We start from the raw sequence: 25,826 nt of genomic DNA, 5'->3' as shown, positions 1-25,826 counted from the left end.
AAGCCGACACGCCATGACCAACCGCCGACCAAACCCGAACACCAACCTCGTGAATAAGACGGGTTAGAAGGGCTCTATCAATGGGGTTCGAAGAACGCAGCAGAACAACAGGTCATTTGAATTCACCGAGCGTCAAAACGGCTCCGCTGTACCTGTAAAGATAAAAGCGTTCGCGGTCGGCACCCTGCTTGAGGACGCAGGTCCCTTCCCGGTTCCAACCGGGCGGCGCATGGTCGTTCTCCCCGTTATGAGACAACCAACGAATCACCTCAACCCGCACTTTCCTTGCAAATTCAGCATCATACATGTATGATGGAAGTATGAGCGTAGATTAGCGCTCGATAATAAAAACATATGGCGCGACAAATTATCATTATCGATTATTCAACCGCTCGCGTTATCGGTCGAGAGTTACCAGAAGAAAGGATTAGCGACGCGGAGGAAGAGTTCGAGGCCGTCTGTAACGCCGAAAGGCTGCGCGCGAGCGATTGCAGTTTTATCTCCAATGTCGAACTCGACCTTGATATCGACTTTACCAAGAGTGTATCCATTTAATCGATATGGAAAATCTAACCATCACTATTACCGAAGCTGCGGATGAATCAGGATACCTCTACGACGTGTACGCGTGTGACGCGCACGAGGTCGTAGAAGGAATGGAGAGCGAAGGCGGTGGCCTATGCACCGGCGAGATAGAAGACGCTCTCAAAATGGCCGTCGAGCTCGCGCAGCGGGTCATGTTCCGAAGTCGCATAGACGTACGGCAGAAGGGAACGCCGCTTGAGGGAACCGAAACCTGTAAGTGGTGCGGCAAGGACGTCTTTCCTGACGCAGAGGGCAAGTGCCTTGAATGTGAACTACCAACCGACTGACCAGCATGAAGCCCCACGGCAATGTGCCGCGCGGCTTCCTTTTACCCGAACTTTTCCAGTAACGACCTTTTCATGACAATCAAAAAAGACATCACTCTGAGCGAGCATATGCGTCGCGCCGTCAAAGCCCGATGGGCAAAGACTACGCCCGAACAGCGATCCGAATACGCCAGGAAAATGGTCGCCGCGCGCGAAGCCAAGCGGCAAAAGCCGACGAATCCATCATAGCGTTACGAGTTCCGACCCGCGCCCGGGGCTAACGTCAGCCGGATTAGAACAAATCATGAACATATATCGGATTGCTGTTGGACACTGCGGCGTTGTCACCAGAAAGAAGCAGTATGCACGCGAAGAGCAGCAACATGCCGGGATGCTAAGCACTATGCCTCCTCACACCAACTGTGCATCGCCCGTCTAAGGCTCACGACCCAAAACGGCGGCATTCGGCCTTCAACGGCGATCTCGGCTGAGATATGCGGTCCTGTATGCAGATGAACCATGCCCCTGATCTGCCGCATTTCGGCAAGCAGTTCGAATATCATGGCCCATCGGGAATCCTCACCTTTCGTATCGACGTCCAAGAATACACGCATGACGGGCACGTGATGCTGAGCGGTATCTGCGTCGAAGGATCGGAGACGTATGAGACCGGCCACACCAAGAATTGCCGGGGCGAGTTCCTCTCCGTCTTCGTGACCGAAAGCGACTATATGCGACTCACGAACGCTCGGATCTTCTGACATATCCCAAATTGATGAGAGAACGCGGGAGAACATCAACGCCGTGGCGAACGTCGTTTCAGCCATCAGCCCTTTCAGAGTGACCGGGCGCAGGCGCAACGCCGCCTAGCGGCGCCCGCCGCCGTCAATGCGTTCGTCAATCGACGCGGCTACTGCGGCAAGACGGTCGCCCCGGTCGTCGGCTGATCGAGGTGCGAAGATAGAGCCGGCGATCACGTTGTTTCGGGAACCTGGTTCGCCGAAGATGAAGCTGTCGGTCTCGTCGCTGCGCTCGCCATATCGGACGATATAACCAGAGCCCATTTCGCGAGCCTTTGCCTGCGCCTCATCCTGTGTCGGAAAGAGGCCGACGAAATGCCAGGGTGACTCTCGAACAACGCCCCATCCGATCAAGGTTTTACCATCAATATAGGCCACGTGGTTTCTCCTCTCTTCCCATATATAGGGAGTCGCGGTGGCGAGTGCCCGTGGAATCCGCCTTTCCAAATAGCGTCCGAAATGGACGCATCTTCGTGTAGCATCCCTTGAATATTTAGATGATGTGGCATTTGTTCCCCTTGGGGGAAGCAACATGCAACTCAAGCTCCGGCGCTCACAAAAGACCGGTGGCATGGTAACTACCAATGCCATCTTCTGCCTTGATGCGCGGGTCGAATTCACCCCTGACGAGCAGCGGAACATCACCCGATACAAGCTCGGCAGCCAGGTCATCTACAACAGCGAAGCCCAGCTGCGGCTTCTCAACAAGAGCGAGGCGCATCTAGATGGCACGGCGCGCGGAACCCTCAAATCGCTTGCCATCACAGCCTTTGCGCTCACCAAACTCCGGGTAACCGTAAGCAGCCTGCAGCGGGGACAGCACATCGAGTGCAAGACGCTCGATGAGCTCCTCGGCGCGGAAAATGCGATTTACGAGGCCTGCAATAACTTGAAGGGATACCTCGCCACCGCCGCCACCTTCGACGGCCGCGAGGTGCTCATCGAGTTCGATGGCGATCAGCCCACCGTCGTCGCCCAGGCCACGACGCCGCAGCCGCAGCTCATCGCGCCGGCGCCAGCACCAACCGCGCAGCCGGAATATGCCCACTACGAACAGCACGATTGGGAGCCGGAGCCAGGGCCGTCCGGCCCCGAATATGTCGCAAGGCCCGAAACCTTCGGGCTTCCCTTCGATTGGGATGATCCGGACACCCGCCGGAACATCTTGGTCGCAGGCGCCGTCCTCGTGGCGATTGTCCTGCTCTACACGCTGCATCTCGCGTGAGCGAACCGTCCACATACACGCCTCTCTCTCGCCGCTTCACCAACGAACGCGCCCGTGAGATTGCGGAGACCGAGCGATTATATGACTGGGTGAGAGCGTATCAGGAGGCGTTCGGGGAAACGCCGAGCGCCGTTGCCGATCGCGTCATCGAATTCTTCGAATACTTCCCGGAACCAGTCCGGGAAGCGCTCACGAAGGCGGCATACAAGCTCGTGAAGCAGGAGCGGCATATCTGGGAGCTGCCGGCGCCCGACTTCCATCGCATGAGCATGCGGGAATTCGTCGAATTTCGGAACCTGCTTTACGCCAAGCAATATTTCTTCGCCAACCACGACGAGATCCTACAGCTCCTCCACGAGGGCCTGGTTCGCTCGCTCTACGGGGTGGCCGCAGATCTTCCCGATCTCGAAGCGCCCTCACCCTTCACCATCCCGCTCATATATGCCCTGAATGAGCCGCGCCGTCTGGTGGAAGCAACTTACGGCACGCTTGCGGCCGACGAGTACGCCAATCGCGGGCTGTTCCGCGCCGTCTCAGCCCAGCTCTTTCGCAATATCTGCCTCGCGTCTGGCATTGAGAGCGAGAACAGCAGGAAGCCGTTGAAACTTCCTCAGGAAGCACGACTTCCTCTCGGCGACACCGTCGACACCTATCTCGCCGGCACGCCGTTCCATGACGTGTTCATGGCGCCCGTCCCGCTGAAGCTCACCCAAGAGGATCGCTTCAGCCACATGCACATCATCGGCGGCACGAACGCTGGCAAGACCACCCTTATCGAGAACCTCATCCTGCACGACCTCACGTCCGACGACCCGCCCACCATCATCCTGATCGACCCTCATTCGGATCTGGTGCGCAGGCTCATTCACGCCGACCTCGGTATTGACGATCGCCTCATCATCATCGACCCGCGCGATACCCGGCATCCGCCCGCGCTCAATATCTTTGCCATCAATCATGATCGGATGGACAAGTATGACGAGGCCACCCGCGAGCAGGTGACCGCAGGCGTCATCCAGACCTTCAACTATCTCTTCGGGGGCCTCACCAACCTCACTCTCACCGGCAAGCAGGACGTGTTCTTCCGCTACGTGGCGCGGCTGATGCTCTCGCTTCCCGAGACCATGGGGCGCAATGCGACCATTCTCGACATGATGAAGCTCATGAGCGATCCGGCACCATATGCCGACGCCATCAACGCGCTCCCTGAGATCCCGCGCGAATTCTTCCTGCGCGATTTCGTGAGCAAGACGTTCGAGCAGACCAAGGAGCAGATTCGCTATCGGCTGCAGGCCATCATCGAGAACCCGACGATGGCGCGCCTCTTTACCTCGCCTGAGACCAAGGTCGATCTCTTCACCGAGATGAACCACGGCGCGGTGATCCTGGTCGATACCGCCAAGGATTTCCTCAAGGAGAATAGCTCCACCTTCGGCCGGCTTTTCATCTCGCTCGTGCTCCAGGCCGTGCTCGAGCGCGCGGCGATCCCCGAACACGCGCGCAAGCCCACCTTCCTGATCGTTGACGAGGCCGCGTCCTTTTTCAGCAGCAATATCGACGACCTCCTGACCGAGGCGCGCAAATACAAATGCGGCTGCGTCTTCGCGCATCAGTATCTCGACCAGGCCACCGGGAGCCTCAAGTCGTCGCTGCACGCCAATACCAGCATCAAGTTCGCGTCCGGGCTTTCAGCGGCTGACGCGCGCGCCATGGCCGCAGAAATGCGGACGTCCGCCGATTTCCTCCTTGACCAGCCCCGCTATCAGTTTGCCGCCCATATCAGGAACGTCACGCCGCAAGCCGTTTCCATTCCCATCCAGCGCCCGACTCCTCGGCACCAGCGTTCTTCCGCAGCATTCGAGGAGTTGATCGAGCGAAACCGGGCGCGGGTGTCCCTTCCGCTCCGTGCGCTACAGACCCCCTCGGCGCCTGCCGAGCCGCTACTACCGGACGAAGACATTTCGCCGAATTGGTAAATAAAGTCCGGGTTCGCATAGATGACAATAACGGCCCACACCTGCTCATGGCGCACCATGCCGCCCTTTTACAGTCTTCTATCAACGCGATACGTCGCCGCGCATGGCTACCGACACACTCAAACGACGCCTGCGCTTTGCTCCGCCAACGGCGGTTGTTCGCCGCGTCGTGCTCACTGAAGCCGACTACCTCATTTTCGAGGCCATCAACCGCCACGGCCCGCTCCCAACGCACTATCTCTACGAGTTCACGAAACACATTCGCCGCGACTACACCCACCTCCAAAACCGCCTGACCGAGTTTTACAACGGCGATGCGCATGGACCGTGGCTCATCCGCCCGCCCCAGCAATTCGCGGGGTTTGAGGCGCGATATCAACATGTCGTTTATGATCTTGCGCCGCGCGCCAAAGTCGCGCTTGCCGAGCGAGGCACCATCGCCTGCTTCTCACCAAAGCGCAGCGACCCGTTCCTCCATCGGCTCATGCAGGCGTGTGTCGTCGCCTCATTGGAGATTTCCGCGCCCGCCAAGGGGCTGCGCTACATTTCGCGCGAGGAGATTCTGGCTCATCCCAAATGCCCTCAGGCAACCAGGGATACTCAGAACCCTTTGGCTATCTCGCTTATAGGCGCGGAACAGAAAGTACTCATCCCCGACGACCTATTTGGGATTGAATATCCTGGCATCGGCTTCCGCTTTTTCGCCCTTGAGATCGACCGTAACACAGAGAGCATCGAGCGCAGGAATTTGAGGCAAAGCGCTTTCGGCGCGAAGGTCGCCGGCTATCTCGATATACTGCGAAACCAGACGTATCGCAGCCACTGGGGTGTGCCGAACCTGCACATTCTGACCGTGACAACAAACCGCACGCATGAGCGAAATATCATCGATTACATCAAGAACCGGGCCGATCCGAAATATGTCGGCCGTTTCGCGGTGGCCAGCGAATCCTCCTTTGGCGCTACCTGGCGGGTTCCCAATATGGTGCTGACAAAGCTCTGGAGCGAGCCATTGATTGCAACGAACGGGTTAATGCGGCCGCTGGCACGGCGCGCGAGTATACCAAGCGCTTGAGAGGGGACATTGCCGGACCTGTGCGCTAGGGTATGCAGGAAGCGGCAGGCCGCGGCTGTTAAGAGCTCGTTGCGCCCGCGCTTTGAATCAAGATTTCCTCGATCTCCCTTTCGGCCTTCTCGTCGGGACTATGAGGAAATGTGAGCACATGATCCAACGCATCGATAATATTTGATACAGCAGCGTCAAGATTGGCGAAATGCAATACCGGCGCCTTGCCAGCCCGAAGAAAGCATTCCCCCCGTGGGGAGACGTAAATAGAATAGTCATTTCTAAGAAAAAGCGCTCCCACTTTTATATCTCTTCCGAGGCGCTCCTCCTTGTTCAAGGCAAAAAATACCGGATTCTCATCTTCTATCCTAAAAAGGGATTGATCTTCCAAATTCAGGCTTCTGGTAAATTCCATGCCAAAGCTACATAGAGAAAATGTCTTATCGTACAGGATGCATCCGTTATATGATTTAATTAGCTCAATATATTTGCTTAAATTACTTCCAAAGACCTCAGATCCGTCAATTGCTGCAGCTTGCGCGGGGCCACCGACGTAATGGTAAAAGGCGAGTGGCAGATTTAACTTTCCATAGAACGCTTTTCCGTCCGGCGCCTCGAACTCTGGCGTAAGATCTCGAAGAATTCCTGCAATTGATATTGCCGCAGATTTTTCCAACATAGTAAATTAATCCATAATAATATTTAATGATCGACCATAATCTCGGTTTCATCATCGATAACTGCCTGCCTATACATTACAGCCCGCTGCTCCGCCGCAAGGGCAGCAGCCGCTTCTGCCTCCGCTTCTGCGACCATTGCCGTTCTATTAACCGTTGGCTCCCCAGAAATAGGCACTCTCGTTCCGCCATTTATTCTGTGAAGTTCTTGATGCTCTTCACGCGTCATAGACCGAATGTTGTCAGGATTACTAGCTTGTTCAATCGGGTTACCTTTTACGGTGTTAATGTGGTGACCTTCAATAACGTTGCCAAACTCGTCGAAGGCCCTACCTTTCTCGAGTATTTGCGCAATTTGTTTACGACTCCAAAGTCGCGTACCGGAGCGACCGAGCATCAAGAGTCGCCGTTCCAGCTCCCACGCTCGCCGAACGCCCAAATCTCGAGCCGCCCTTAGTTGAGCCGCGGTAGGCATGGCACTATTTAAGCCGTGAAAGACTTCATCTGATCCGCTTGATGCCACGTTTGTCGGCACTCGCGCGTCATATATTATTGTGCAATCGTCGCTATCTTGGCCGCATTCACCGCTCGTAAGCTTGGAACTGCCTCGGCGCAGCTTATTCCGAACGGGATCGCGTCGACCTTGCCCACGGTTTTGCAGCCGAGCCGTGATTAGGGAATCGCAGCACAAGAATATGTCCTTCGCTTCCCCACGCAAAGGTCGGGGTTAGTGCAAGTACGCCAGCGGCCGCCCGGGCCAGACGGACGAGTGGAGACTTGATGCAACCGTCCCACCTCCTACGGAGTCAATGCCGCAGTTGTCGCGGCGTCAATGGCTAACGATGCCAGGACTGCGCGGCACCTCAAAGGCGCCGGGCCTTCTTCAGCTCAATACCACTGCGCTACGCCGCCGTGCTTCGCACACGTACCCGACCGGTGCGCCGAGAAGCTCATCGTGTTGTCCTTGCACTTGGCGGTCGCGCCACCAGGTCCGCCAGGGTTCGTGTTCTGCCCGGTAGCTGCCCGATGCGTAGCGGGCGCGACATGCGTTGCAGCCGGCGCTTGAACTGGGGCTGGAGCAGGTTTCGCGACAGGCGTTGTACCCTTGCACGCTGCCTTATTGGCATTTCCAGCCTTCGAACAATCGTAGTTCCTGGTAGCGGGAATGGGAGTGGCCTTGGGCGCGGGGACCGCGACCACCTTCCCCTTACATGCCGCCTTATTCGCATTCCCCGCCTTGGAGCAGTCGTAGTTTCGTGCCGCTGGCGTCGCCACAGCGGCGGGCTTGGGAGCCGGGGCCGGTACCTTTCCCTTGCATGCGGCCTTGTTCGCATTGCCCGCTTTCGAGCAATCATAGTTTCGGACAGCCTGCGCGCTGGCGGGCGTCGCCGAAAGCGCCAGCGAACTCAACAGGAGCGTAGCAGCACCGATAATGAAGCGGCTCATATGGTATCTCCCCTAAACGAAGATCCTTTGTGCAACCTTTTTGGGTGCGCGACTAGGGCCAGCGAGATTGGCCGCCGGTAGTGCGAGCATATCGGGTGCGGGCGCTCGCTGAACCTCCACGGCTGGTCGCAGCGCTGGGCGCTTGGGCCGGTCGGCGCGCGCGACGCGTGACCGGCCGATGGACACGATGCCCGCTATGGACGGTGTGATAGTCGCTCGAGCTCGAGCAATGCATTGCGTAACTACGACGCGGGGATTGCACGCCGGGTACGTCGCGAGCAGCTAATAGGATGGCGCTAGCAAGTACCATCGCGCGCAAATGCTTCAGGATACCTCTCCCGGTCGACCAGCTCGGTGCGCCTGAGGGTGACCTTCCAGTGAATGGTCAATATCAGGCCGCTTTGGACCCATCCTTCATTGCAATTTTTCGTGTGTGATACGAGAATGCCATTCTTCCGGGGGGCGGCTTATGAGATATTTCTTTTGCGCAATTCTGGCTGCGCTACTCGCGACGGTTCCAGCCGCGGCACAGTTTTCTACAGGAAATGGCCCGGCGCCCACGCCGCTTGTCTCTCAGGGGCATCCCGCTACGTGGGTCTTTGCCTACAAGTTCGGGGCGGCGTCATTTCCTTCGACGCCGTCCGATCATGATCGCCCTTGCCCCTTTGGCGGGACGCCGAGACACGGCGGAAGCTACAGTCAGCGATACATTTTTGCGACTGACACCCAGCCAGAGCTTACACCCCAGGTACCAGACACTGATTTGCTTGGTACGAGCGACAGTGATCCGGTGGGGGCGACATTCTCAGAAATCTACAATGGCGACTATAATTACATCGTCTGGAACGACCAGTTTCAAACCTACCCGATTCGAAATGGCGGCAATGGAACGGGGCACTCCAAAGGCATCCTCGCCTGGAACAAGGATGGTGACGGACTGGTCATGCAGGTTTCGACGCCAGGGTGGCCTGGCTCGGGCAGCGCTCAACATGCGCGAAAAGTCGAAGGAAACACGCTCGGGTGCCTGACACGAATTTCCGACAACCTGAAGGTTGCACAGCATTTCTTCATGCTGAAGCTCTCGTCAGTCGACGTCGCCCTCGTGCTTCGGGCGCTCGCAAATTCCAAGGTTGTGACCAAGGCGACTGACCTCACGATCTGGAACGTGAGCAGTGTGCAGCCGGACGCAATCGCAGACGCAATCGCTCTCTTCAGTCACCCCGATACGCTGGTGACGAAGACCGACGTGGTCCTTTCAAGCCACATACGCCTGATATCCAAATCGCCCAGCCTCAACGTCCCGACCTGGCAGTTTGTCTCGGCCGAACTCGCGCCGGCACCGGCGACGGCAGGTCCGGCGCTCAGGACCGCCACGTGGACCTCTGCCACCATGGGCAATACGACGGGATCGGTAGCCTGCTGGGATGAGTCACTGAAGGGAATCCCCGGCCCCATCATCATTGCAACCGATGGCAGTTGGGGCGGGAAGCCACTCAAGCTCGGCATCTCGTCGAGCCATGCAAAGATTGGCATCACGACTGAAGCGGCCGCGGCACCCTATGTGATATTTTCCGACCTCAACGAGGACGGCGGACTGTCACCGCCCGCCTGCAAGCGCGCGCAGAATGGACGAGGGGGCATGTTCTTCGTGATCGAAGACAAGAGCCTTCACGATAGCCTCACCGTCCTCATCCCCAAGCAGGCGACCGAGCCGAATTGACCCGGGGATCGTTGGCCAGTTGGTGGATCGCGCCGACATGCGGCCGGTGCCTTGATCGCGCAGTGATCAGACTGGGTCGGGAGGCGGAGGGCTCCATTGGCTGAGCGGGATCGCATCACTCCGAAGGCGGCGTTTGGCGTAGTCGCCGGGGATTTCCCAAGCCACGTCATGTACGCACGCATTTTCCGGCATCGGACGCCGCCGGAACAGATTCATGCGCCATCCCTTGCGCCTTAGTTTCGCATTCCAGTGCCGCTTAGGAACGAATTCACACAGCGCCCAGCCGAGATTGTACACCGAGTGCAGCTTGGCCCTCGGATCGGGCGTGGCGTACGCAGGGCTGTCTCCGAGGATTTGCGTCAGGCGAGATTCATCTATCAGGAGCCCCGCGGCACGCGCCTCATCCGCCATCCACTTGAGGGCGTATTTCGACATGCCGCTCTCGGCCTCCGGATGTCCGCCACCCACGTCGCAATGGGTGCCAGGAAACCACACTTCTTTGACATCCTGACCGGGCGCGGGCTGGTAGAGGTTCGTGCGGAAGAACGCGCGGGTTTCGTCGATGGATACGGCGTGCCGAACGATGCCAAGGTCCGGATTGGTGTGCGTCCACGGGATCGCGACAGGGCTTCCCACCCAGCCCACAGAACTCACGGTGTCCCACACGCCCAGGAAATGCGGCTTGCATTCCATCGCCGCCATCGTCGTCTTGTATTGCTGCGCAAGGTCAAAATACCGCCTGCGTGCGTCCTGGTCGCTGAGCTTGCTAATGGCCCAGAGCATGTCGACGCCGTAGGGAACGAGCGCGTCATTACCCCGCATCGCTAGACCATGGGCGTAGAGCAAGGAGGCGAGCACGCGCGCGGTATAGGCACCTCGGCTGAAGCCGAAAATGAATACCCTGTCGCCCTCGCGATAATGGTTCATGAGGAAGACGTAGGCGTCAGCGATGTCGCGCTGAAGTTCATACCCGAAGGCAAGACCCGCATAGCGACCGGCCAATCCGCCGACCTTCGTGCCGGTCCCTATCGGAGATCGTGTGCCGATACCGGGATGGTAATAGACGAGCTGGCGCTCCTCGTCCTTTTGAAGGGCTGAGCAGAGCTTGATGACGTTGGTGTGATCCTTCGCGAACTGGTTGGACGTACCGTCGCAGCACAACACCAGATTTCTTGGGCTGGGCGCCTGGTGCATCACAGCCACCGCGCCACGCCGCCATGATGAGAGCAGGTCCCCCGCCGGCTCTCGCTGAAGCTCCATGACTGGTCGCGGCACTGGGCGCTTGCGCCAGCGGGAGCATGCGACGCCTGGACCGGCCGATGGACGCGATGCCCGCTATGGGCGGTGTAATAGTCGCTCGAGCTCGATCTAGACGACGAATAGCCGTGATATGTGCGGTGACGCGCTTCGGCCGCGCCGGTCATCAAAAGCGCGCAGGCCCCAGCAAGCGCGATCATACGGAACTGTTTCAGCATCCTATCCTCCCGTTTTGGCTTGTGCCGCGCGCACGATTGGGAGCTTCAGACCTATTTCCGTCCAGACAACCATCTGGCCGCGGTCACCCTCTTCCTCGGCTGCCCTGAGGCGTATCGCTGCCTCCTCCTCGGCAGCGTCGCCGTGCGTCGCGATGAACATCACGGCAAGCGCGTGGAATTCCCACGAGGCGACCGTCATGATTTCATCACCGTGAAGGATCGCGCGTGCCGCATATTCAGGAGTTGAATCTTACGGCATGCCCCTGTGGGTTTTATCGCCCGGCCTCCATTCACTCGCGATCGATCTGCCTCACCGGCATTTATGGCAGCCATAGTGATTGCCGGTGCGCGCGTTGCGGTAGTGGCCGCCGCGGTGGCTCGATCCAGAGCCGCCGGCATAGTAGCCGCCGTGGCTGCTCGTGTGGTGGGTGCCCGAATAGTGAACGCGATAGCCACCAGAGCTATGCCGCGCGAGGCCCGGCGCGGCAATCAGCGATGGAATCGCAAGTGCAGCGATGAAGAAATATTTCATGAGCATCCCCCGTGCGGTCGAGTCGCCGCAGCCATGATGCTCAACCTCTGGCACACGCCGGTCAAGGCGGCGTTTGCTCCGAAACGGAGCACATCGTGTGCGCCCAGGACCAGTCCAAGTTCCGGGCACAACGCTTATTCACTTGGCCAGGACCAGGGCATTTGGCTTGCTTGTCCTTGTTCGTGCCCGAAAGGATGGGACAATCCCCGTCCTTGTCCTTGATGACGCCGGCAGCGGAACACCGCATCGTGCGGCCGCCTGGGAGGCAACGCAAATCAAGGCAATCTTCTGGCAAAGGGCTACGAGCTTCCTTCCGGCCTAACCACGACCCGCTTGATTCTCCCACGCCCCAGTCCATTATGTGTGCCTTAACAGAGAGGAACCACCATGCTTCGCTTGTCCCTCGCACTCGCCGCCGTTTCGCTGATCGCAGCACCCGTGGCCGCTGCGCCCGCACCTAAGGCCAAGGCGAAGACCGCACAGTGTCGGGATCCGAAGACCAAGAAATTCATGAAGTGCCCGCCAGCGGCCGCTTCGGTAGCTACGGGTGGGGTCACCAAGGACAAGAACGGAAAATGTCACGTCGCGAGCGGACCGAACAAGGGTAAGTTCACCAAGTGCCCGTGACGCCAAGTTTGGCGGGACTAGCGCAGTGACGCCAGCCCGAAAGAGAGTGATCACCTCATCATTGCTCGGGCTGATTGGCCTTTCCCAGCTCGTCACGGGCGTGATCGATCAAAACGACGTGCGTGCCGTGTCGGGCGGCGTCGTTTTCGGTTGCGCTCTCTTGATTGTCATCCGCCGCGTGCGCGCTACCGCGCAGCTGCGCGAGGCTGCCGAAACCCGGCCTCGCCTTCCCTAGACGTCGCCTGCCTTGGCTTGCGTTCCTGCGCATGTGCCGGGCGGCGCGCATCATGCTTGAACCCGCCCGGGCTGACGCGATTCGGCGCTCGAAACCATCCGCTCCCCATTCCCGATCACGCCGTGTGGCGCAGACCCCAACCACGCGACAGCGCGATGCTTTGTTCTCTTATTGTTCTTGCCGAATCGGGATCGGCGGGCGCAGGTTGGCGCAATGCCCGCCCGCCTTCCCGATTCCATCCGTTTTCGAAACTGGCTCGATTTTGAATGGCCGTTCGAGATCAGGGAGAGATACTCTTGTGGCGTAACCAGCTATGAGATCGTCGCTGATGGCTGTACCGTTGCGACGCTTCCGCTGCGGGAAGCGGCCGATGAATGGGTCGAGAAGACGAGACCCGTAAGCATGGCAGTGCTGGTCGCCGAGCATCGTTCGCTTCACCCGGTTGAGGTAACCATCGACGGCGGCCGAGCGGGACGCCTGGCGCGGATCCCTCCTGAACTCTGGGCGACATATGACGGGCTTCTGCTGAATGCGACCAGTAGCCAAGTGACGATCAAGTCAGCCAAGGCCTCCGCGGCATTTCCCAATGAAATTGCGGTGTTCGTGCATATCAGGCGCCGCCCGGGCCGAAGGTGATGACTCGCTACCGGGACGGCACCCGCCTGCGCGACGTACTCTCATCCGGCACCACCAGGATCGACTATACCTACGACTTCGGCGACAGCTGAGAACACCGCGTGTCGGCGATCGCAATGAGCAGCTCGCGGATCAGGTCCATGCCTCTCTTCATCGTCAGTTATTCTCCCTGGCTGCGGCGGCTGGCGCGCTTCTTATGCGGTGGTCATATCGCCCGAGCCAGCCGCTGCTCGAAGCCATGAGGTCACCGATCGTCGGCCAAGCAACCCCTGTGGGCCATCTGACCGAATCATAAACCAACCTCAGCCTGGGTTGTCCCGGAGAAATCGGTTGATCCGATCGAAGGCGGCTGAATAAGCCGCGATAGTCTCATCGTTAGCCGGGATGAGGTGCGCAGGCAGATCACACGGCGGGTCGCACCGAAAGAGGAAGCGTGGCACCGCGTGGCCTGGGCGCCAGTTGGAAACGAGCTCGAGCCTGGTTTTCGGATCCGCCCTTATTATGGTGATGCTCATTCGTCGATCGCCTGCCTCAATGCTCCAACCGCCCCGGCTCGAAGGCAACGCCACCCATCTGCCCGCGATCGAGTTCCAATTTCTTGGCTCTCCTTTCCGCGGCTTTGGCCTTCCCGGCCCGACTCCAGATGTTGAAGCGGCGATTTTCCAGCCCCGCACAGGCATAGGCCTTCAGCAGCGATCCAAACCGTGCGGCGAAGAGCATCGGTGTCGGTGCATAATCATCCTCCCGGATGATTTGCGCGGTGACGAAGCCATGCTGCTTGTGCAGCCGACGAAGGCACTCGAGCAGGTCTTCATCGCTAAATCTGCTTGCGAGCTCCGGCCAGCGCGGCGTCGTGATCTTGCGGGGCGGTTCCCCCCGCCGCTGGGCTTTCAGCCGCTCATGACCGAGTCGCTGCAGTTCCGTTCGACCGCAAGGAATACCAGCCAGCCGATAGGCTTCAGTGAGTTTGCCGAAATGGTGCTGGAAGATGCTGACGCTCGGGACGGTGGGGTCGCTATTGATCACCTGCTCATTCACGTAGCCCACGCGCTCGTGGAGTTCGCGCAGACGGATTAGTAGTTCGTCCCTCGTAGCGGGAGTGGCACCACGACGGGGACGCCACCATCCCTCCGGGTTGTAGCCAAGCAGCTCATATACCCGGTGGATCGAGCCGAATTGTCGCAACAGAACGCTGCTGCTCGGTGTATAGAGGCACTGGTCGATTAGCTTCCCGGTGAGATAGCCCTTCGTCCGGAGCAGGCGCGAAACGGCTGCCAGATTCTCCTCGGGTGGAACGTCATGTCGGCGGATGCGCAACCGTCGAGCCGCGCTCTCGAACTGAACCCGGCTGATGATCGGATCCATCACCTTGGTCTTGACCAGAGCCTCCGGCGGATTCTTACGAGGCTTGGTTTTCAGCCTCTGGGTGGTGCGGTTGAAGACATAGATCCCGAGGACAAGCTCGTCGGAAAGAATCCGGCGTACGAGAGATTCGCTCCAGGCAGCGCGATCCCCAGCTGGGATGCCCAGGTCCGTCAGCCGCTTTACGATCTGGCGGATGCTCATCCGATCCCGCGTATACCACGTGAAGATGTCCCGGATGACCTTCACCTCCTCATCCGGCCCTATGGCGTAGACGACGCGCTGATTGTTCAACGCTTTCGTCTGCCCCCGCTCCAACTTCTGGATGGGCTGGTCGTGTTCGTCGACGAGCACACGCACGAAACCAAAGCGGCGAGGGCCGCCGAGTTTATGACCGATCTTCGCCTGGAGAAGCTGCGCGTAAAGCACCTTGCTCGAGAGCTCCCGGCTATATTCCGCGGCCTGCAGACGCTTGATCTGCTTCAGTAACGCCATCACTGGCGTACCGTCGTTCTCGAACTGCTCCGCGCAATAGATGACCGGGACGCCGGCTTCGAAGCAGATGAATTCGTAATGGCCGCTCTGATCCAGATTTTGGAACCGGCCCCAGCGGCTCACGTCCAGAACCAGGATTCGCTCGAAGGGCCGCGACGGTTTGATCACGTCAGCCAGCAAGGCCTGAAGGCCGGGGCGCTCCCGCAATGTCAGGCCGCTCTCGCCCGGGTCCGTGTAAGTCTTGACGATGTTGAACCCGTGCTGACCGGCATAGGCCGAAATCGCCCGCGCCTGGTTCCGGATCGAGTAGCGTTGATGTTCCTTCGACATGCGCAAATATTGCGCCACCGGGACGAGCGATTGCTGGGAAATGTCGGACACCGCGCCGCTCCTTTGCCCACAGGCGGCTACCTTAGCATTTTGACCGCGGGAGCTACAGGAACAGGGTTTCGAGAACGCGCATTGCGAGTAGCGAGAGCTGTCATGTCTAACTTAGGAGGTTATCTTTATGAGAAACGCCTACCGCTCTGCCTCAACGACAACGTCGGATGGCTGTTGAATATTGATGAGGATGAGGTAAAAGACTTATTTTCCGGCTCTATTCATACGCTGGGCCACCCTCTTCCAGAGAAGTCCATGCTCCTTCCAAAGATAAAAACTGTAGGATAGATCATCAGTCAGGTCATCTCGTATTGCGAGTCTTACCGTCTTAGTTTTGCGGCGAAGTCATAAGCCACGAGCACCTATCCCGAGCATTCGGGGTCTGTCTTTCCACCCGCTCTACAAGACGCGATTTTTGTACAGAATTTTTGCAAGGTCGCTGACGAACTTCTCTCTATTCCCCTTTAGATAGAAAAGTCCCACGACAGTCTCCGGCATTGATGTATCTACAGGCACAAGAACGGCCTCCTGTAACCAATAGAGGCGGCCTTTGGGGCGGCGGCGGCGTAGAATCACCGTGTCGACGGAGCTGATGCTGACCGCTTCCAGCCCACTGCAGAATTCAATTTTAGCACGGTCCAGCCTGCTGAAATTCCCGTCAAATTTCACTGCCCGCCTAAGCGGCCTCCCACAGTATTTATAGAACACACCAGGCAGCATAATCAGGAAAACCGGGATCGCTATTATAAAGAATAACCTATTTTCGAATCCGCCCTCGTTCTTTATGATAGCTGATTGAAGCGTGAATAGTACGGCCGCTACTATGCAGACATTGGCGAGCGTGACCACAATCGCACGCGCAAATGAAAATTTGCCAATATATTGTGTACCGTCACTCATAGTTCACGCAACTATTGTCCTAATCCAAGGTGATCCGGAAGCCAGTCATAAGCGCCGAAATGATCAGCCGTATAATTCACCGCTGCGGCGCCGATCGTATATACCACCAGCGCTGTCCCAGCTTCGGGCGCGAACGCAATACCTAGGCCTAAAACAAGGCCCGCTTCTCCAGTCTTGATTACCGCTTTGTAAGCTGCCGCAGCACATGAACCCCCGCTTTCGCACTGGTTATACGCCTCAACAACGTTCGCGGTGGCGCTGACCACGAGGCCCGCGATCCCAAGCGCCTTACTCATCGGCTCCAGCGACTTGCCAACGTCTGGAAGTTTCGCGACTACCGCGGATGATACTCCCAGTACGTTCGCGCCGTCCAGGGCGATCAGGTTGGTAAGCGTGGCTGCTGTAGAAAAGCCGCCCTCGCCCTGAGAGGCCTTATCACTCGGACCGCCCCCGCCGCCGGGGCTGCCCGTAAACCCTAGACCTCCGAACCCGTACATGGATTCGCTGAAAGCGCCGAAGTCATCACCAACGGAGCCGCCAGCATCGACCGTGATGGTCGGGTAATTTGGATCTGAACCATCGCCTCCACCGCCGGAGCTGCCGCCACCACTTGAATCATCAGTACCAGAGCTGCCTCCACCACTTGAATCATCAGTATTAGCGCAATCGGGAGACCAATACGTCTCGCCTATGTCGTTCCCATTTTCATCGGAAAATGAAATGCCAACACAATTTAAGCCGGATGCATCCACGAAATTCACCGGGTCTCCAGCGACGTAATTGTATCTATTCATCCCACTTCCATAACCAATGGGATCTGACTGCATAAAACGCCCGAGTTTCGACGAATACATTCGAGCTTTGTAATAATAAAGTCCAATATCTGGTAGCCATGCTTGTCCGGAAAACTGGAACGCACCAACATTGCCGATCGCAGGAACTCCATATTCATCATAGCTATTGGTAGCAATGGTTGCACCAAGGCTGTTTGTTACGGCAATGATTGACCCGCGCTCGTCCGCATGGAGCCAACGGCGATCGCTCGTTCCCGAACCCTCGTACCATACCAGCGGTTCGCCAGCACCGCCGACGACGTAGCGGCGCAGTATTGCTCCACCAGCACTATATTCGGCGATTCGTTGGGCACCATCATACGCATAAAGCTGAGTGCCGGCGCCTGTCGTTTGGTATAGACGCATCATCGGGTCATACGTCGCGGTTGCGCTGGGGCCGCTCAACAATAGATTCTCGGAGCTATAGCTGTAAGTGTTTGCTCCGGTGCTGGCTAGATTGCCTTGTGCGTCATAGGTGACAGCTCCACCTCCGACATTCGTCACCTCATTGAGTCCGTTCGCCGTATAGGCGAGGTTAGTGTCAACGTTACCCTGCCAGGCATAGCTATCATTGGATCTCGTTGTCGTCGTGATCTGGCCCGCTGGATTGTAACTAAATCCGAGCGTCACGTCGCTACTGGTGCCGGCGATATCGTGCGATAGGGAAGTAGCTCTCGATATCGCGTCAAAAACATAGGCGGTAGTGGTCCCGTTACCTCGAACGACACCGGTTCGCCGGCCGAGGCTGTCGTAACTATAGGTAGCCAAGAGCCCGGGACCGGACGCTGCCCCATTTTCCCGAACCGCGGTCACTTCCCCTGTCACAAGGCGGTCGTAAGTAACGTAAAACGCGTCAGGCCACGCCGTTGATATGCGACGTCCAACCAGGTCGTAGCCCGCTGTTAGCGTCCCAAACGGAGTAGTCTGGGTAGTGGTCCGACCCAGCGCATCATACCCTAACGTCACATAATTGCTGGCAGTGTATGCGCTGATCAGACGCCCCAAATTATCATAGCTGAAGGCAACGCTGGGCTCGCTACCAGGAAGAACCTTTAGTACCAGTCGATTGAGCGCATCATAACTATAATCGATGTGCCGGCTTGAATCACCCGCGTAGCCTCGAAGGCGGCGGCTCGTGACGTTGCCACCCGCATCATAAACGAACTGCTCATAATCGGTGCTCGAACTCGTTCCCGATCCAACGAGAGAGCCAGGGTAGCGGATCTTCCCAACCCTATCGAAGCCGTCGTATTCATAGGTGGTGGTATTGGTGTTGGCATCGGTCACCGTCGAGAGCTTGCCGTTGTCGCTGAACGTGCCGCTCATCTCATTCGCCTGGTCGGCAGTGCCGAAAGCGCTTTGGACGGCAATCGTCCGTCCGACGACATCATAAGTGTTCTTGATAATGCGATCCGGCCCAGCGCTACCTGTTGCGGCGGGCGTGCACGCGGATAACGGCAGGGATCCCCAAGTAGCGCTATTCATTCGCAGCGCGGAACATTGTAGTCGTCCAGCCGCGTCATAGGTAAACTGTTTAACTTGAAATGTCGTGCCGGCTGCGGTCACAGCGAAGGACGTCTTGCGCCCGGCGGCGTCGTACGTCGTTGCCTCCTGCTGCAAAGATGTGAAAGCCGCCCAATCCGCGTCAGTGATCCCGCCAACCGTACCATTCTCAATAAGGGTTGTTCGACCATCGGCATTGTAGGTCGTTTTGACGGCCCGCCGACTCATCGCGCCGGCACCGTCGGGGTCGGGCGAAATCGCGCCCACGAGCTCCCTATCAGCATCGAACCGATAGGTCGTGGTGTCCGAAGGCCCAGCAAGCGCGCCGTCGACGGTCACAACGTTGCCAATGGCGTCATAGCCACTAGTCGTCGTAGTGGACAACGATCCATTGCCCGAGCCAGTTGTTAGTGACGTGGCTAAGAGGTTATTTGCCGTTCCAGGAGATCCATAGGTGATAATTGTTCTTACTTCATCCGCCGTGCCGGCACACGATGTTGTCGTTTGACACAACGACACTCCTGTCACCTTGTAGTCCGGGACCCCTGACGCAGCTATTAATCCCGAAGAATTCTTGAAATATGCTTGTAGCGCCGAGTAGGTGTAAAGAGTCTTCGGAGCGACACCACCAACGCTGGGACGCGTCACGCTAAGAACGCCACCGTGCGTTGGATCGTATGTATAACTTGTGGTGTTGCCATGCGTATCGGTGGTTGAATCGGGTTTGTTGCACGTTAGCGAATTTGAACATGTCGAAGGATAGGCTGCTGAGACCGTAATGTTGGGAAGAGCCGAGCCCACCTTAGGATGGGAGGTTATCAGAGTGATGTTACCCCGAGCATCATAGGAATATGTGACCGAATTACCCTCTGGTGCCGTCGAGGTCAAAAGCCGACCACTTGTATCATAGCTATATGTCGAAGTCTTGTTTAACTCGTTTCGGACGGAAGTGGGTCTACCTACACTCTCGTCCGAAACGACGACGCGCTGACTGCTGTCCGGATTCGTCACGGTAGCTGTCATCGTAGTTCCGCTGAGGGAAAACGAATAGCCCCATGTCGAGCCGTCCGCAGAAATCGATGAGACATAGCCATTACTATCATAGGAGATCGTCTTATCGGCAGACGCGCTGGCTGGCCGTTGAACACTCGCTAAGCGCCCTGCGCTATCATAGGTGTATGTTGCCACCCTTCCCAAGGAATCTGTGATAGCGCGAACAATCGGTGTCGATGTGCTCGTATAAATGGATAGACTTGGCCAGCTCTGCGAAAATGCCGCACACGTATCTGCGCCGGGGTCGCAGTAGTCTACTGCGTTATTAATGGCGGTAACTTTGACTAGGTTCACCCAATCCGCGATTGCTCCAGTTAACAAATTGCTTTTGTAATCGAACTTCAACTGATACCCTGAGCTGCTCGTAACAGACTGGACGCGCACGTAGCTAGTTACGTGACTTCCCGCGCGGCCGCCACCGACAGTCCGGTCAACCTGCGCATAGTGGAAGGTTATCTTCTCGCCCCCAGGTTTAATGATTTGCGTCGCTACGCCTAGAGCCTTTATGCGATAAAAGTAATTTCGATCTTGTAGCGTTCCGAATGGCGAGGCGTTAAACGTCAGCTGTTCACCGTCCCGACGCGTAAGCGTGTATATGCCACCAGAAACCGTCAGCGACTCGCCGTTCGCTTTGTCTGGTGTGTATGATCCAGCTGAATAAATAAACTTTGTATAGGTGCCCCCATACCAAAAATCGATATCAGATGCGTTTGTCGGGTCAACGTACAGAGCAACGCCGTAGTTATTTGCAACGGTATCGTACGATAGTCCGTAGCTCCCCGATCCAATGCTCAGAGAGGCACTCGGGATATTAACAACACCCCGCACCAGATCCACGCCGTTGCGATCGGATATCTGCCTCTCCGGCGGAAGCGGATTGTCAGGTAGGTCCTGCGCGTACGCCGGTGCCACCCAGCCGGCACACAATATTGTGCTAATGGACAAGAATACGCGGCGCGCGGGAAGGCGTCGCCGATCAAAGTTGACCGGTAAGACCATAAACTTGTCCTTGTAATGTGTGCGGGGTCTGCGCCTCTAAAAGAGGCATCATTCGCTAGGGCGCGCCGGTAACTTTAAGATTCTTACGATTGTCGGCAGCATCGAACGTATAATTGGCGACGATATTGTTATTCACATCACCGGAATGCTGAACCAAAATCAGGCGCCCTTTTGCATCATAGGTGTACGTGACCGTCTCCGCCGCGTTAGCAACAGCCGCCGCAGCAACTATAATTCCGACGAGCAGAAATTTAGTCCTAAGATGAGTCATCAAATCTCGCCCCCTGAACCGTAAGTGTACTACTCGAACCGATATTTTTTGAGAACGATACTCGCCGCGGAACCCCGGAAGGTCCTACGGGGACGTTAAGCTATATAATTGCGTGATATTTTTTCGCTCGCACTTGGTAAGCTTAAGCGCGCCAGCTGGGCAAGGAAAAAGGCTTACATGACAGAAAATTCATGTCCAGTTTGACTGTATTCGGGTTTTGCTTCTATATAAGCCGTCACAATAGGATATTTAGTTAGGCCTTGTCAGCCTGCGCTGCATTGTTCGACATCACCTTTTGGTCGGGGCAGAATCCGCTGAGCGAAATATACGGCACGCGGTTGCCCTGAATATGCCCATCTAACAGGGTCCCTCGGTCGATTGCTCCTTGTCGGGCTTCCGTGCGCGGCAAACGCTCCTACTAGGCTTTTTTCGGCCGTCCGCGCGTGGCGTTTGGCGCCGTTGCGCCCGCCGCCCGCGCCTTCACACCTTGGCCCGGCTTGCGGCCCAGGCCGATCTTCTTCGCCATGGCACGACGCGCTTCTGAATACGCCGGCGCGACCATGGGATAGTCGGCCTTGAGGTAGTAGCGCGCGCGATATTCTTCCGGCGTCAGACCGTGGGTCGAGAGATGCCGCCGCAGCGTTTTGTACGGCTTGCCGTCGATAAGCGAGATGAGATGTTCGTTCGAGGCAAGCGACTTGCGCACAGTTACCGCAGGAACATGCTCTGGCGGGGCCTCAGACGGCGATACCGCAGTCCCCGGGGCTGCCAGTCCGGTAAGCGATGAGTGCATCGACTGAAGGAAAGCAGGAACATCCTCTGCGCTCACCCGAGTGTTAGCATTGTCAAGCCAGGCGATCGTGAGTTCGGTTGCGAGCTCAATCAAGTTCAGCTCTGTAGCGTCATCCGCCATAATAATCTCCGAAATGAATGTGTTTCGGGTTCTACTGGTAAAGCGGGCGGGGTCAATTCGGGCCACCCAATTAACCCCTCCACTCACTGAGATGGCGACGCAGGCACTTCCCAGAGTATGAGTACGTCTGTCGTACACACATTCAATGGTGCAAGTCACGTCGCCGGTACGGAGCGTGAATTCAAGTGAATGCGTGCAGGTTCCCCGCCAGCGGTCGCCGCGTCTCGTCTTTGGATAGGACCAGCTCTCCATACCGACCATATGCTTGGACAGTTCAGATGGATTGAAATCGATCACCTGATAGCGGTCCGGATCGCCTGGGACGCGCTCTCTCCGGTCAGGCACGAAAACATAGGCGACCCGCTCGCTAGCCGGTTCTGTGCGATCCTGGATGGACACGATATCGGCGCGCGAACAGTTTATGACGTCCGCGATCCCCTAGTTATTATCGACCGCGCCGGCGGGCGCGGAGACGATGTGGACCCCGGCGGGCGCGATTGCGCCGGTTTTTGGGAGCCGCGGCGCATACTCGCTCTTTGAGCGACGGGCCCTTCGCGTATCCCGCGCATGGCATCCCCATGCAGGCAAGTGCCAAAACGACATATAGTACCGCGCTGCGCATGCTTGATGCTTGGGCTAGCCGGTCGGACCTAGATTCTGCTGCTGGGACGGCCGCCAGGCATCGGGGTTTGACCCGTCGATACATCTCATTGTTGCCGCGCCGTGATCGCACTGACATCCGCATGCGGCCGAAGCCCTTGATGAAGGTCAGAAGCCACTGGATTGGACCTGCGAAACGCGCCAGCCGGTCTGCCAGTGTTCGACATCGAATTGGAATTCGACATTGTACGGCTGGTTGAGCACCCACCCCGGATGGGCGTATCCGTAGCACTGCTGGTCGGGCGCCGTCTGTTGACCAGAGTCAGTCTGCGGATTGTAGACGCTGATCGGAATGACCAGCTTGACCTTCCCGGTCTGCGCGCCGAGCGCCGCGTCGGTTATCTGCGGATCACCAAGCGAAAAGAAATCCGTGCAGAGTTGCTGGTGGCCGTTGAACGCCCAACCGATTTTACGCGTCAGGAGACGGGCTTTTGCATCCGCCGTGATCGCCGCCTGATCGCTTGTGCTGAGGCCGGTTGGTGCGGGAAGTACCGGCCTAAGGGGCAAAGGCAGACTTGCGTTCTGGCTGTCGGTCGGTGCTGTCGCTGGCTTACAGGCTGCGAGCATGACCGCCGTACATATCGCCGCTTTACCTCTCCCCACTCGCACTGCTGTTCCCCCGACATGCTCAAGCCGACGCCGTCCGGGCGGCCTCTGGCAAGCCGCCTCTCCGTCGTCGCGAACGGAATGAGGCATTCTGTTTAGCGTGAGCCCACCGATTGACGCGCCCACTCAATCCGTTTGCCGCGGCACTCGCCGGGGTCCGGACGCGATCTCAAACGGAATGACAATTTCTGGGCCGTTTGCTGCCGTTCCACTTCCGGCGGTAGCCGCTGCGAGCACCTCCGCCGTGGTCGTTGAGCGCGCAGGCTTTAGAAATTGCGCGGGCAGGCTAGGATGGGTCATGGCCGCCACCCTCCCCAAGCTGTTCATCATAGAGTCGCTCGACGTCGAAGACGAGGCGCACCACCGCGAGGGAGAGATCATCTCGAGCGTGCTGCGCATGACCGGCCACGAGCCAATCTACCGCTACGTGCGGACGAAGGCTGAACTCTCCCACTTCGTCAAGGAGTTTCGCCGGAGCCGCTACCGGTGGCTCCATCTGTCGGTGCATGGCAATCACGACCTCATCGCTTTGACGCTCGACCGGCTTAACGCCGAACAGTTCGCTGCGATCGTCGGGCCGGCGCTCGCCGATGGACGCAGGTTGTTTCTCTCCACCTGCAAGGCCGCAACCGTCGAGCTCGCGGCGGGGATCTTCCGGCGGGGCGGCTGCCTCTCGGTAGCCGGCCCGGTGAACTCGATCCGGTTCGGCGACTCTGCCATCTTCTGGGCCACCTTCTACCACCTTATGCTGAAGCAGAAGGGCCGCCGGATGCTAGGCACTAAGGTCGAGAAGGTCATTGCGACGATGGGTGCGGCGGTGGGTCGGCAGTTCCGGTTGATCAAGCCGGACGCTGACGGCGAGGCCGTGGAGCGGCTCCTCCCGGAGCAGTTGCCCAAGCAAGCCGGTAAGAAGAAGAAATAGCGATGGCGGATGCGGCGGGCTTCGTGCTCAATATCGGTGTTGGGCGGGCGGAGGAGCTGCAAGCGGAGGCCGATGGAAGGGGTGTGTTCCCCGAGGTTGTGCCGGACTTCGCGCATAGCCGGAACGTCCCGCTCACTTGCCTGATCAGTGTCGGTGGTCGGTCGATCACGCATGTGGCGCCGGCGAGGCGAGGCTTCCGCGCGGGCGTGGGCCTGCGGCGGCTCAACATCGGCCCGATGATCGAGCTGGCGGCGCCAGTATCCAAGCGCGCGCTGATGACGGCGGTCGGTCTGCGTTTCCGGCGGCACCTCGCGCAGAGGCTGCGCAATGGCGGCCTGATCCCGCCCGCGACATTCACAGCGGCAGTAGACGCGCTGATGGAGCTGGCGCCCGACGTCCGTCCCGCCCTTGTCCGATTTAGTGCCACTCGGCGGGAGCGGCTGGCACGGCTCACTCCGGAGCAGCGGCGGTCGCTCGCCATGCAGAAGGACACGTTGACCACCGCGCTGGCCATCGCCGACATCGACCGCTCGCCCATACAGGAGTGGGATCCGCCCGTTGAGGGGGAGCACGCGACATCGTTTCTCGACGGACTTCCGCAGATGCGCGAGCGGGAGGACCTCATGGTCGTCGCCGACCTCATGCGGGTGCCCGGGTTTGAGTTCGTGCGCGAGGTGGCGCACGGCGCGGTTCAGTTCGAGAGCGAGAGGACGAGGCTGACCGTGGTGATGGCTAACCACCTACCGCTAGAGGAGCAGCTCGGTGCCGATCTCGTCTACTTCAACGAGACCTACCGGTCGTTCGTGATCGTCCAGTACAAGGCGATGGAAGGTGACGACGACGAAGGCGCGGTGTTCCGCCTACCAAGCCCTCAGCTCGCCCTTGAGCTCGAGCGGATGGAGCGGCACCTCGAGCTGCTGCGCGGATGCCCGCCGAACGCGACGCGACAGGGCTACCGCATGCTGGAGAACCCGTTCTTCCTGAAACTGTGCCCGCGCATGCAGTTCGCGCCGGACAGCCAGGCGCTGGTAAAAGGCATGTACCTGACGCTCGACCACTGGAAGCTGATCGAGGCGGACGAGTCGATGGTCGGTTCGCGCGGCGGTCGCATCGTCACCTACGGCAACGTCGGTCGACACTTAGACAACAGCGCATTCGTGCGCCTCGTCGCCGACGCCTGGGTGGGCACGACGGTCGAGCAGTCGGACGTCTTGGAGCGGCTGATCAGGGAGGTCCTCGCAACGGGAAGGACCGTCACGTTTGCGGTCAAGTCCGACAAGCCGCCGCCCGACGATGCTGAGCAAGTCAGCGCCATCGACGTCACGCGGCCGCAGGACGAACAGGAGCCTCCTCTTACCGTGTCGATCGGCTGACACCACGCTCAGCCTGCATCGCGGAACCGCCATTGGGGAATATCACATCAACGGGGGGCACGGGCGCCAAGCCGCCAAGCGCGAAGGAAACGTCGCCCCGATCCATGACCTAGGTCGACACGGCACGACTTGGGGTGCGATGCTGCCTGTCATGACGAAGAGCTACACTGCGATCCTCTCGATCCACGGCATTGGCCGACACCGGCGTTACGCCAACGCCGGGGCTGTTGATTTCCGCTGAGAGTTGACCCGGGATTTTCATCGAGAAGTGACCCGGGTGGATATGGTG

Annotated in this window: 27 protein-coding genes; 11 read left to right on the top strand and 16 right to left on the bottom strand. The window is 58.3% G+C overall.

Features of this window, described 5'->3' with window-relative positions:
- Positions 1-112: 112 nt before the first annotated feature.
- On the bottom strand, positions 113-307 hold the full coding sequence (locus ABD050_RS02555) for a hypothetical protein (RefSeq protein WP_343887568.1): 195 nt from the start codon (positions 305-307) through the stop codon (positions 113-115).
- 253 nt (positions 308-560) lie between these two features.
- Here ABD050_RS02555 and ABD050_RS02550 point away from each other — a divergent pair, with 253 nt between their 5' ends.
- Both ABD050_RS02550 and ABD050_RS02545 read left to right on the top strand, forming a co-directional pair.
- On the top strand, positions 561-872 hold the full coding sequence (locus tag ABD050_RS02550; RefSeq protein WP_343887567.1) for a hypothetical protein: 312 nt from the start codon (positions 561-563) through the stop codon (positions 870-872).
- Between the two features lie 491 nt (positions 873-1,363).
- Positions 1,364-1,612 carry a hypothetical protein gene (locus ABD050_RS02545; protein ID WP_343887566.1) on the top strand — a complete coding sequence of 83 codons (249 nt, stop codon included), beginning with the start codon at positions 1,364-1,366 and terminating at the stop codon, positions 1,610-1,612.
- 105 nt (positions 1,613-1,717) lie between these two features.
- Here ABD050_RS02545 and ABD050_RS02540 read toward each other — a convergent pair whose 3' ends face one another.
- Positions 1,718-2,029: a hypothetical protein gene (locus ABD050_RS02540; RefSeq protein WP_343887565.1), complete on the bottom strand. Its 312-nt coding sequence runs from the start codon at positions 2,027-2,029 to the stop codon at positions 1,718-1,720.
- Between the two features lie 154 nt (positions 2,030-2,183).
- On the opposite strand from ABD050_RS02540, the gene ABD050_RS02535 reads away from it, so the two are divergent.
- From ABD050_RS02535 to ABD050_RS02525, 3 genes are all read left to right on the top strand, one after another.
- Positions 2,184-2,876, top strand: a complete 693-nt coding sequence (locus tag ABD050_RS02535) for a hypothetical protein (protein ID WP_343887564.1) — start codon at positions 2,184-2,186, stop codon at positions 2,874-2,876.
- Entirely contained in the window at positions 2,873-4,852 is a 1,980-nt protein-coding gene (locus tag ABD050_RS02530; protein WP_343887563.1) for a type IV secretory system conjugative DNA transfer family protein, read from the top strand. The genes ABD050_RS02535 and ABD050_RS02530 overlap by 4 nt, the downstream gene beginning before the upstream one ends.
- Positions 4,853-4,955: 103 nt before the next feature.
- On the top strand, positions 4,956-5,927 hold the full coding sequence (locus ABD050_RS02525; protein ID WP_343887562.1) for a replication-relaxation family protein: 972 nt from the start codon (positions 4,956-4,958) through the stop codon (positions 5,925-5,927).
- Positions 5,928-5,985: 58 nt separating this feature from the next.
- Here ABD050_RS02525 and ABD050_RS02520 read toward each other — a convergent pair whose 3' ends face one another.
- From ABD050_RS02520 to ABD050_RS02510, 3 genes are all read right to left on the bottom strand, one after another.
- Entirely contained in the window at positions 5,986-6,597 is a 612-nt protein-coding gene (locus tag ABD050_RS02520; protein ID WP_343887561.1) for a hypothetical protein, read from the bottom strand.
- 23 nt (positions 6,598-6,620) lie between these two features.
- Positions 6,621-7,070 (bottom strand): hypothetical protein, encoded by a 450-nt coding sequence (locus ABD050_RS02515; protein ID WP_343887570.1) that lies wholly within the window; start codon positions 7,068-7,070, stop codon positions 6,621-6,623.
- 413 nt (positions 7,071-7,483) lie between these two features.
- On the bottom strand, positions 7,484-8,041 hold the full coding sequence (locus tag ABD050_RS02510) for a DUF3761 domain-containing protein (protein ID WP_343887560.1): 558 nt from the start codon (positions 8,039-8,041) through the stop codon (positions 7,484-7,486).
- 469 nt (positions 8,042-8,510) lie between these two features.
- Between ABD050_RS02510 and ABD050_RS02505 the strand changes: the two genes are divergently transcribed.
- The gene (locus tag ABD050_RS02505) at positions 8,511-9,761 is read left to right on the top strand and encodes a deoxyribonuclease II family protein (protein ID WP_343887559.1); all 1,251 of its coding nucleotides are present in this window, start codon (positions 8,511-8,513) and stop codon (positions 9,759-9,761) included.
- Positions 9,762-9,827: 66 nt separating this feature from the next.
- On the opposite strand, the gene ABD050_RS02500 is transcribed toward ABD050_RS02505, so the two are convergent.
- The 4 genes from ABD050_RS02500 to ABD050_RS02490 all read right to left on the bottom strand — a co-directional run bounded on the left by ABD050_RS02500 (position 9,828) and on the right by ABD050_RS02490 (position 11,768).
- On the bottom strand, positions 9,828-11,021 hold the full coding sequence (locus ABD050_RS02500; protein WP_343887558.1) for a DUF2235 domain-containing protein: 1,194 nt from the start codon (positions 11,019-11,021) through the stop codon (positions 9,828-9,830).
- Positions 10,955-11,185, bottom strand: coding sequence for a DUF3761 domain-containing protein (locus tag ABD050_RS28995; protein WP_425542399.1), 231 nt, complete (start codon positions 11,183-11,185; stop codon positions 10,955-10,957). Before ABD050_RS28995 ends, ABD050_RS02500 begins: the two co-directional genes overlap by 67 nt.
- Positions 11,186-11,237: 52 nt before the next feature.
- Entirely contained in the window at positions 11,238-11,435 is a 198-nt protein-coding gene (locus ABD050_RS02495; protein ID WP_343887557.1) for a hypothetical protein, read from the bottom strand.
- Between the two features lie 111 nt (positions 11,436-11,546).
- Positions 11,547-11,768, bottom strand: a complete 222-nt coding sequence (locus ABD050_RS02490) for a hypothetical protein (RefSeq protein WP_343887556.1) — start codon at positions 11,766-11,768, stop codon at positions 11,547-11,549.
- A 387-nt stretch (positions 11,769-12,155) separates the two neighbouring features.
- Here ABD050_RS02490 and ABD050_RS02485 point away from each other — a divergent pair, with 387 nt between their 5' ends.
- From ABD050_RS02485 to ABD050_RS02475, 3 genes are all read left to right on the top strand, one after another.
- Positions 12,156-12,395, top strand: a complete 240-nt coding sequence (locus ABD050_RS02485; protein ID WP_343887555.1) for a hypothetical protein — start codon at positions 12,156-12,158, stop codon at positions 12,393-12,395.
- A 46-nt stretch (positions 12,396-12,441) separates the two neighbouring features.
- Positions 12,442-12,630 carry a hypothetical protein gene (locus tag ABD050_RS02480; RefSeq protein ID WP_343887554.1) on the top strand — a complete coding sequence of 63 codons (189 nt, stop codon included), beginning with the start codon at positions 12,442-12,444 and terminating at the stop codon, positions 12,628-12,630.
- Positions 12,631-12,843: 213 nt separating this feature from the next.
- Positions 12,844-13,266: a hypothetical protein gene (locus ABD050_RS02475; protein WP_343887553.1), complete on the top strand. Its 423-nt coding sequence runs from the start codon at positions 12,844-12,846 to the stop codon at positions 13,264-13,266.
- Between the two features lie 531 nt (positions 13,267-13,797).
- Here the strand turns inward: ABD050_RS02475 and ABD050_RS02470 are convergent.
- The 6 genes from ABD050_RS02470 to ABD050_RS02445 form a co-directional block, all read right to left on the bottom strand.
- The gene (locus ABD050_RS02470) at positions 13,798-15,504 is read right to left on the bottom strand and encodes a recombinase family protein (protein ID WP_343887552.1); all 1,707 of its coding nucleotides are present in this window, start codon (positions 15,502-15,504) and stop codon (positions 13,798-13,800) included.
- Positions 15,505-15,903: 399 nt separating this feature from the next.
- A complete protein-coding gene (locus ABD050_RS02465) occupies positions 15,904-16,404 on the bottom strand; it encodes a hypothetical protein (RefSeq protein WP_343887551.1) in 501 nt (166 codons plus the stop codon).
- A gap of 11 nt (positions 16,405-16,415) precedes the next feature.
- Complete coding sequence (locus ABD050_RS02460; RefSeq protein WP_343887550.1) at positions 16,416-19,079, bottom strand: RHS repeat-associated core domain-containing protein; 2,664 nt, start codon at positions 19,077-19,079, stop codon at positions 16,416-16,418.
- A 1,768-nt stretch (positions 19,080-20,847) separates the two neighbouring features.
- Entirely contained in the window at positions 20,848-21,063 is a 216-nt protein-coding gene (locus ABD050_RS02455; protein ID WP_343887549.1) for a hypothetical protein, read from the bottom strand.
- A 418-nt stretch (positions 21,064-21,481) separates the two neighbouring features.
- Positions 21,482-21,976: a Ros/MucR family transcriptional regulator gene (locus ABD050_RS02450; RefSeq protein ID WP_343887569.1), complete on the bottom strand. Its 495-nt coding sequence runs from the start codon at positions 21,974-21,976 to the stop codon at positions 21,482-21,484.
- Between the two features lie 768 nt (positions 21,977-22,744).
- Positions 22,745-23,203, bottom strand: a complete 459-nt coding sequence (locus ABD050_RS02445) for a hypothetical protein (RefSeq protein WP_343887548.1) — start codon at positions 23,201-23,203, stop codon at positions 22,745-22,747.
- 337 nt (positions 23,204-23,540) lie between these two features.
- Between ABD050_RS02445 and ABD050_RS02440 the strand changes: the two genes are divergently transcribed.
- Both ABD050_RS02440 and ABD050_RS02435 read left to right on the top strand, forming a co-directional pair.
- The gene (locus ABD050_RS02440) at positions 23,541-24,164 is read left to right on the top strand and encodes a hypothetical protein (protein WP_343887547.1); all 624 of its coding nucleotides are present in this window, start codon (positions 23,541-23,543) and stop codon (positions 24,162-24,164) included.
- Positions 24,165-24,166: 2 nt separating this feature from the next.
- Positions 24,167-25,537 carry a hypothetical protein gene (locus tag ABD050_RS02435; protein ID WP_343887546.1) on the top strand — a complete coding sequence of 457 codons (1,371 nt, stop codon included), beginning with the start codon at positions 24,167-24,169 and terminating at the stop codon, positions 25,535-25,537.
- A gap of 109 nt (positions 25,538-25,646) precedes the next feature.
- Here ABD050_RS02435 and ABD050_RS02430 read toward each other — a convergent pair.
- Positions 25,647-25,826 (bottom strand): hypothetical protein (locus ABD050_RS02430; protein WP_343887545.1); only part of this gene is annotated, 180 nt, incomplete at its 5' end.

It is taken from the genome of Sphingomonas oligophenolica (assembly GCF_039522915.1).
GTDB lineage: Bacteria > Pseudomonadota > Alphaproteobacteria > Sphingomonadales > Sphingomonadaceae > Sphingomonas > Sphingomonas oligophenolica.
Note: the sequence above shows the minus strand (reverse complement) of the source record. Positions and strands in the feature narration are given on the sequence as shown.